The sequence below is a fragment of the Streptococcus oralis genome, assembly GCF_001579175.1.
Classification (GTDB): Bacteria; Bacillota; Bacilli; order Lactobacillales; family Streptococcaceae; genus Streptococcus; species Streptococcus oralis_O.
Window position 1 is genome coordinate 309,966 of sequence record NZ_KQ970760.1, and the last position, 6,558, is coordinate 316,523.

Annotated in this window: 10 protein-coding genes and 1 pseudogene; all 11 read left to right on the plus strand. The window is 39.1% G+C overall.

What is annotated here, in order from left to right; all coding sequences use genetic code 11:
- On the plus strand, positions 1-369 hold a 369-nt coding region (locus SORDD24_RS11680), incomplete at its 5' end, for a hypothetical protein (protein WP_231082690.1).
- Positions 366-776, plus strand: coding sequence for a hypothetical protein (locus SORDD24_RS05810; RefSeq protein ID WP_061408549.1), 411 nt, complete (start codon positions 366-368; stop codon positions 774-776). The genes SORDD24_RS11680 and SORDD24_RS05810, both read left to right, overlap by 4 nt.
- A 1-nt stretch (position 777) precedes the next feature.
- The gene (locus SORDD24_RS05815; RefSeq protein ID WP_061408552.1) at positions 778-1,158 is read left to right on the plus strand and encodes a hypothetical protein; all 381 of its coding nucleotides are present in this window, start codon (positions 778-780) and stop codon (positions 1,156-1,158) included.
- A gap of 74 nt (positions 1,159-1,232) precedes the next feature.
- Positions 1,233-1,646: a hypothetical protein gene (locus tag SORDD24_RS05820; RefSeq protein WP_061408554.1), complete on the plus strand. Its 414-nt coding sequence runs from the start codon at positions 1,233-1,235 to the stop codon at positions 1,644-1,646.
- Between the two features lies 1 nt (position 1,647).
- Complete coding sequence (locus SORDD24_RS05825; RefSeq protein WP_061408556.1) at positions 1,648-2,904, plus strand: alpha/beta hydrolase family protein; 1,257 nt, start codon at positions 1,648-1,650, stop codon at positions 2,902-2,904.
- The gene (locus tag SORDD24_RS10845; protein ID WP_081103519.1) at positions 2,886-3,278 is read left to right on the plus strand and encodes a hypothetical protein; all 393 of its coding nucleotides are present in this window, start codon (positions 2,886-2,888) and stop codon (positions 3,276-3,278) included. Before SORDD24_RS05825 ends, SORDD24_RS10845 begins: the two co-directional genes overlap by 19 nt.
- Positions 3,259-3,456, plus strand: coding sequence for a hypothetical protein (locus SORDD24_RS05835; RefSeq protein ID WP_231082691.1), 198 nt, complete (start codon positions 3,259-3,261; stop codon positions 3,454-3,456). The genes SORDD24_RS10845 and SORDD24_RS05835 overlap by 20 nt, the downstream gene beginning before the upstream one ends.
- Before the next feature lie 236 nt (positions 3,457-3,692).
- Positions 3,693-4,298: a nitroreductase family protein gene (locus SORDD24_RS05840; protein ID WP_061408558.1), complete on the plus strand. Its 606-nt coding sequence runs from the start codon at positions 3,693-3,695 to the stop codon at positions 4,296-4,298.
- 12 nt (positions 4,299-4,310) lie between these two features.
- A complete protein-coding gene (gene pepV, locus SORDD24_RS05845; RefSeq protein ID WP_061408561.1) occupies positions 4,311-5,711 on the plus strand; it encodes a dipeptidase PepV in 1,401 nt (466 codons plus the stop codon).
- A gap of 53 nt (positions 5,712-5,764) precedes the next feature.
- Entirely contained in the window at positions 5,765-6,349 is a 585-nt protein-coding gene (locus SORDD24_RS05850; RefSeq protein WP_061408564.1) for a uracil-DNA glycosylase family protein, read from the plus strand.
- Between the two features lie 12 nt (positions 6,350-6,361).
- Positions 6,362-6,558 (plus strand): annotated as a pseudogene (locus tag SORDD24_RS11150) (prolyl-tRNA synthetase associated domain-containing protein); the annotation flags it as partial.

Below are 6,558 nucleotides of genomic sequence, written 5' to 3' on the forward strand. Positions count from 1 at the left end.
CTTTATTGTCTCTGGTTATGGAATGGTCCAACGTTTCTTTTTTTGACATTTATTTTCTGGGGTATTCCCTTGTTGATAATATTCCTTCCCTTATTAGGTATATGGATATTTACGAACTTGAAATCCCTGGTTTTGATTGGTTATGTGGCAAGTTTATTGAACAGTTATTATCTTTATTTGGTTCTTAGAAATTTTCATTTGGAGAGGATTACTGATACAGCAGGACATAAAATTCCATTATCACCGTGGTTATCTGTTGCAATTATTGTGGTTGATTGTTTGTTTTTATCAGTAGCTACATTGGGATTTTATAAAAATTTCATCTTACCTTTCTTTAAAAAGAATGACTTAGACAAGGAGTTACTATGAAAAAACGAATCAAAATGAATATCATCACTTTAGTAATCTGTATTATAGGAGGAATCGTGATGTTTAGTTTAAATCATCAAAAAGAAAAAACAATGGAAGAGAAAATGAGAATTGAACAGGATAGGATGGCGTTGTATTTAGTTAATCATTATGAAAAGGTTGAGAAGATTGAGTTCACAAGTTTTCAACAGAATAAATTAACAGGAACTTGGACTTCTAATGCCATTGTCAATGACGAAATATTTGTCACTTTTTCTGTTCAAAACTTGATGGCAGAGGATGAAATAGGTTTTGGACAGCATATTAGTCAAAGTAATGGAAATAAATTAATAGAAAGAGAGAATCCGGAAGTAATAAATAGTGATTCACTTATGTCAAATATAACAGTTATTTATTGGGTGAGATAATATGATTACGGATAAAAGTTTTAATTATTTAGTTGATCAAGTATATGAAGTTGATAAAAATAAAAATTCAACTCCATGGAAAGCAGGAGATGAGTTAAGAAAGGATTCACAATCTTTTCGAGTTCTTAGTGCAAAAGACAACACCTCTAACGGTATGCAGGCGATGGCGGTTGCTCCTGTGGATAAAAATGGGAATGTGGATTATAGCCATGTAGTGATTGCCTATGCAGGGATGAATAAAGATGACATAAAGGATCTTGGTACGGATGTACAGTCTTTATGGCTTGGGAGGGATAAACTACAGTCTCGTTCAGGACTAAATTCTGCGAAAGTAGTAGATTCTCAGTTTGTGACAGATTTGAATTATGCCAATGTTAAGTAAAATAGCTGTTTATGTTATACTATAAGGTAATTAAGACCAAGTTGCTTTATAGAATAATATAAGGAGGTGTGTCAATGAATAAGCACAAAAAATGGGGTATTATTGCTTTAGTAATCTGTGTAATAGGAGGAATTGTAATGTTTAGTTTGAATCATCCAAATGGTAAAATTTTTGAGAATAAATTAACTTTGACAAAAACGCAACAGGATAATGTTGTTAAAGGGATAGTAAAAAATTATGATATTGATAGTATTGAGTTTTTAGAATTAAAGAAAGATATAAAAACAGGTACATATCATTTAATATTTATTATAAACGACAAGATTAAAACGGGTTTATCGGTATCACGTATTGATGAACTAAATTCAAATCTAAATAATATTGGTTTAAGTCCTATTGAAAATTTTAAAGAATTAAAAAGAGGACAACCACTTGATGAAACTGAAGAGATACTTAACTTTATAAAAGTGAAATACATAGGAGAATGATATGGGAATAACTGATGAGCAGTATAGATGGATAATTGATAAGTCATACTGGGTGGATAAAAATAAAACTGATTGTGAATATCATATAGAAGAAAACAAAACATATAATTTTAGTGATAATGATACACGACTAGGTGAATTTCGAGTTCTTAGTGCAAAAGACAACACCTCCAACGGTATGCAGGCGATGGCGGTTGCTCCTGTGGATAAAAATGGGAATGTGGATTATAGTCATGTAGTGATTGCTTATGCAGGGACGAATAAAGATGACATAAAGGATCTTGGTACGGATGTACAGTCTTTAGGGCTTGGGAGGGATAAACTACAGTCCCGTTCAGGACTAAATTCTGCGAAAGTAGTAGATTCTCAGTTTGTGACAGCTTTGAATTATGCCAAGGAGGTGGAGGAAGAGGTCAGGCAAAAACATCCCTCTGCTAAAATCACAACTGCGGGACATTCGCTTGGAGAGTCTCTGGCTATGTATGTCGCTTTAAAGAGAGGTTATGCTAATGTTGGGTATAATGGGCCAGATATTCATAACTTAATTTCGAAAGAAGAAATCAAGTACATGCAAGAACATCCAGAACAATTTCGCAATTATCGTCATAAGTATGATGTTATTGGCAATATTACGGGAAATACGACTCAAACAGCCATCTATCCCTATATCTATCCTGCAAAAGATAACTGGGGTGACAAGTTAGAATATCATAACTTGTCCCAGTGGCGATTTGATGAGAACGGCCAGCTAGTTGATTTGGACGGAAAACGAGTCACGAATCTCAAAGTAACGGCGCTAGCAGAAGCAACAGCAGGTATGTACCGCTACCAAAAAATTAAAAGCTACCTCTCGGCAGATGGCTTGTCAAGTAGGGAAGAGATATATTTGGATAGCTTGCAGGGGATGGCTCTAGGGGAAGGAATGGCTAATGCGGCTCGAGCTGGTGCAGACGACATCAAGCACCTTCAAGAAGAGGTGGTGTCAAAAGCACAAGAACTATGGAATCAGCTTGACTTTAGTAGTTTCCGATACCTGAGCTATGACGAAGTCCTATCGACTTTTGCGTCTGCAGGTGTGACTCAGGATACGATTGTCGGTTCAGTTGAGCAAGATTTTGAGCAAATGAATCAAAAGGCTGAAAAACTAGCCACAGAGTTTGATACCCTTAACCAACAGATTATCCAAGTCATTGAGAATAAACTAGCTACAGATAAGGAATTGGCAGGAGAATTTAGAAAATGGAACAGTCGGATTTAGTCTTCCAAAAGTTAAAAGCAAAAGAAAGAGAGTATTATGGTTTGGAAGATGAGTATCTAAAGCGGAAAGCAACGTTTACGAATCAACGCAACGAACTCTATGAACGTCGAGACCGCCTTGCCCGAATCATCGAAGACGAAGCTAGTAAAATGGATGCCTTTCTTCAAAAAGGACAACATAGTTACCAAGATGGAGAACAGTTTTATAGGAGTTTACAACAATTGATGGAGGATTCTCAGTTTGCGTGTAGGCGTAGAGAAGATGAATTGCAGTACCATGAAGAGGTGTTAGATAGAGATTATCGTAAAAAGCAAGATGAGTTAGAACAGACAATCGGAGATTTAAGGAGGTCATATGCTCGCACCATTAAATGAATATTACACAGATGAAGAATATGAATTTGCTTTACGTCAGATGTATCGCATGATGGAGAGGAATAGAATCTATACAATGGCGACAGTAATCTTAAAAGAAAAAAATTCCTTGCAAACAGATTATAAAGAAAAAGTAAAAGAAAGTCGGAGGAGACAAAAGTCGCTATTGGGAAAATAAAATCGCAGATGGATACGGCTATAAAAGGTCAGGTAAAGAAAAAGTTGGAAGAAGTGACAACGGAGAAGCTATCTCAGTATGATTCCATTTGCTAATTTTTTAGTAATTGAATAGAATAATTACTACAAACTGCGCAGAGCAGTTTTTTTGCTCTTGCTTTTCCTATGAAAAATCTCTGCAAGCTCTTTCAAAATATGGTAGAATGGATGCAGTAGAATTAGAAAAGGAAATCGATTATGAAATTTCTTGAATTGAATAAAAAACGTCATGCGACCAAGCATTTTATTGACAAGCCTGTGGATCCAAAAGATGTTCGTACAGCTATCGAAATCGCGACTTTGGCTCCAAGTGCCCACAATAGCCAACCATGGAAGTTTGTGGTTGTTCGTGAGAAAAATGCTGAATTGGCAAAATTGGCTTATGGTTCGAACTTTGAGCAGGTATCATCAGCGCCTGTAACCATTGCCTTGTTTACCGACACAGATTTGGCTAAACGTGCTCGTAAGATTGCCCGAGTTGGTGGTGCTAACAATTTCTCAGAAGAGCAACTTCAATACTTTATGAAGAATCTGCCAGCTGAATATGCGCGTTACAGTGAACAACAAGTCAGCGACTACCTAGCCCTCAATGTAGGTTTGGTTGCCATGAACTTGGTTCTGGCTTTGACAGATCAGGGAATCGGTTCTAACATTATTCTTGGATTTGATAAATCAAAAGCCAACGAAGTTTTGGACATCGAGGACCGTTTCCGCCCAGAACTCTTAATTACGGTAGGTTACACTGACGAAAAATTGGAACCAAGCTACCGCTTGCCAGTAGATGAAATCATCGAGAAAAGATAGAAAGAAGAAAAAATGACAGCAATTGATTTTACAGTAGAAGTAGAAAAACGCAAAGAAGACCTCTTGGCTGACTTGTTTAACCTTTTGGAAATCAACTCAGAACGTGACGACAGCAAGGCGGACGCTCAGCATCCATTTGGACCTGGGCCAGTAAAAGCCTTGGAAAAATTCCTTGAAATCGCAGACCGCGATGGCTATCCAACTACCAATGTCGACAATTATGCTGGACATTTTGAGTTTGGTGATGGAGAAGAAGTTCTTGGAATTTTTGCCCACATGGACGTGGTGCCTGCTGGTAGCGGTTGGGACACAGATCCTTACACACCAACTATCAAAGATGGTCGCCTTTATGCGCGTGGAGCTTCGGATGACAAGGGACCTACAACAGCTTGTTACTATGGTTTGAAAATCATCAAAGAATTGGGCCTTCCAACTTCTAAGAAAGTTCGCTTTATCGTGGGAACTGATGAAGAATCAGGCTGGGCTGACATGGACTACTATTTTGACCATGTAGGACTAGCAAAACCAGACTTTGGTTTCTCTCCAGATGCTGAATTCCCAATCATCAACGGTGAAAAAGGAAATATCACTGAATATCTCCATTTTGCAGGTGAAAATACTGGTTCAGCCCGTCTTCACAGTTTCACGGGTGGTTTGCGTGAAAACATGGTACCTGAATCAGCGACAGCAGTCGTTTCAGGGGACCTGGCTGACTTGCAAGCTAAACTAGATGCCTTCGTTGCAGAACACAAACTCAGAGGAGAAATCCAAGAAGAAGCTGGCAAATACAAGGTTACTATTATCGGTAAATCAGCTCACGGTGCTATGCCTGCTTCAGGTGTCAATGGTGCGACCTACCTTGCCCTCTTCCTCAGTCAGTTTGACTTTGCAGGACCAGCAAAAGACTACCTAGATATCGCTGGTAAGATTCTTTTGAACGACCATGCAGGTGAAAATCTCAAGATTGCCCATGTGGATGAAAAGATGGGTGCCCTTTCTATGAATGCCGGTGTCTTCCGCTTCGATGAAACGAGTGGTGACAATACGATTGCCCTCAACATTCGCTATCCAAAAGGAACAAGCCCAGAGCAAATCAAGTCAGTTCTTGAAAACTTGCCAGTTGTTTCTGTTAGCTTGTCTGAACATGGACACACACCTCACTATGTGCCAATGGAAGATCCACTTGTTCAAACCTTGTTGAATGTCTATGAAAAACAAACTGGACTTCAAGGTCATGAGCAAGTCATCGGTGGTGGAACCTTTGGTCGTTTGCTAGAACGTGGTGTTGCCTACGGTGCAATGTTCCCAGACTCTATCGATACCATGCACCAAGCTAATGAATTTATCGCCTTAGACGATCTCTTCCGAGCAGCAGCAATCTATGCTGAAGCTATCTATGAATTGATTAAATAAGCCTTTAGAAGTCTGAGATTTTATGCTTGGACTTCTTTTTGGAGGGAAAACAGATGTCTCAAATCGAAAAGATCAAACAAGCCATCATGGCAGATTCGCAAAACAAAAGCTATACAGATCAGGGGATAGAGCCCCTCTTTGCAGCGCCAAAGACAGCTCGCATCAATATCATCGGTCAAGCGCCTGGTCTCAAAACCCAGGAGGCAGGTCTTTACTGGAAGGATAAAAGCGGGGATCGCTTGCGGGACTGGCTCGGTGTGGATGAAGACACTTTTTACAATTCAGGTTATTTTGCGGTGTTACCCATGGACTTCTATTTTCCAGGACATGGCAAGTCTGGAGATTTACCGCCTCGAGCTGGTTTTGCAGAAAAGTGGCACCCTAAACTTTTGAAAGAATTACCAGATATTCAATTAACCCTCTTGATTGGGCAGTATGCTCAGGCCTATTATCTTCATGAGAAGGTTAGTGGCAAGATAACAGAGCGGGTAAAACATTACAAAGACCATTTGCCTGAGTATTTCCCCCTAGTTCACCCTTCTCCCCGTAATCAAATCTGGATGGCTAAAAATCCTTGGTTTGAGTCAGAAGTGGTGCCAGAATTGCAAGCATTGGTAAAAAAGATTATTCATCAATAAAGGAGAAAAACTATGGACGCCTATCAACAAGTAGCTAATACCTTGCAAGAGTTGGGAATCACCTTTGATGTGGTGGAGCACCCACCTGTATTTACGACAGAGCAGGCAGATAGCTATATTGAAGGAATGGAAGGAGTCCGGACTAAGTCCATGTTTTTGACCAATAGGAAGAAAACCCAGTACTATCTGCTCATCATGGGTGACAAGAA

Excerpts from the sequence above, each read along its gene's own strand:
- SORDD24_RS05810 (WP_061408549.1), top strand. The coding sequence starts at position 366 with ATGAAAAAACGAATCAAAATGAATATCATCACTTTAGTAATCTGTATT.
- SORDD24_RS05815 (WP_061408552.1), top strand. The coding sequence starts at position 778 with ATGATTACGGATAAAAGTTTTAATTATTTAGTTGATCAAGTATATGAA.
- SORDD24_RS05820 (WP_061408554.1), top strand. The coding sequence starts at position 1,233 with ATGAATAAGCACAAAAAATGGGGTATTATTGCTTTAGTAATCTGTGTA.
- SORDD24_RS05825 (WP_061408556.1), top strand. The coding sequence starts at position 1,648 with ATGGGAATAACTGATGAGCAGTATAGATGGATAATTGATAAGTCATAC.
- SORDD24_RS10845 (WP_081103519.1), top strand. The coding sequence starts at position 2,886 with ATGGAACAGTCGGATTTAGTCTTCCAAAAGTTAAAAGCAAAAGAAAGA.
- SORDD24_RS05835 (WP_231082691.1), top strand. The coding sequence starts at position 3,259 with ATGCTCGCACCATTAAATGAATATTACACAGATGAAGAATATGAATTT.
- SORDD24_RS05840 (WP_061408558.1), top strand. The coding sequence starts at position 3,693 with ATGAAATTTCTTGAATTGAATAAAAAACGTCATGCGACCAAGCATTTT.
- pepV (WP_061408561.1), top strand. The coding sequence starts at position 4,311 with ATGACAGCAATTGATTTTACAGTAGAAGTAGAAAAACGCAAAGAAGAC.
- SORDD24_RS05850 (WP_061408564.1), top strand. The coding sequence starts at position 5,765 with ATGTCTCAAATCGAAAAGATCAAACAAGCCATCATGGCAGATTCGCAA.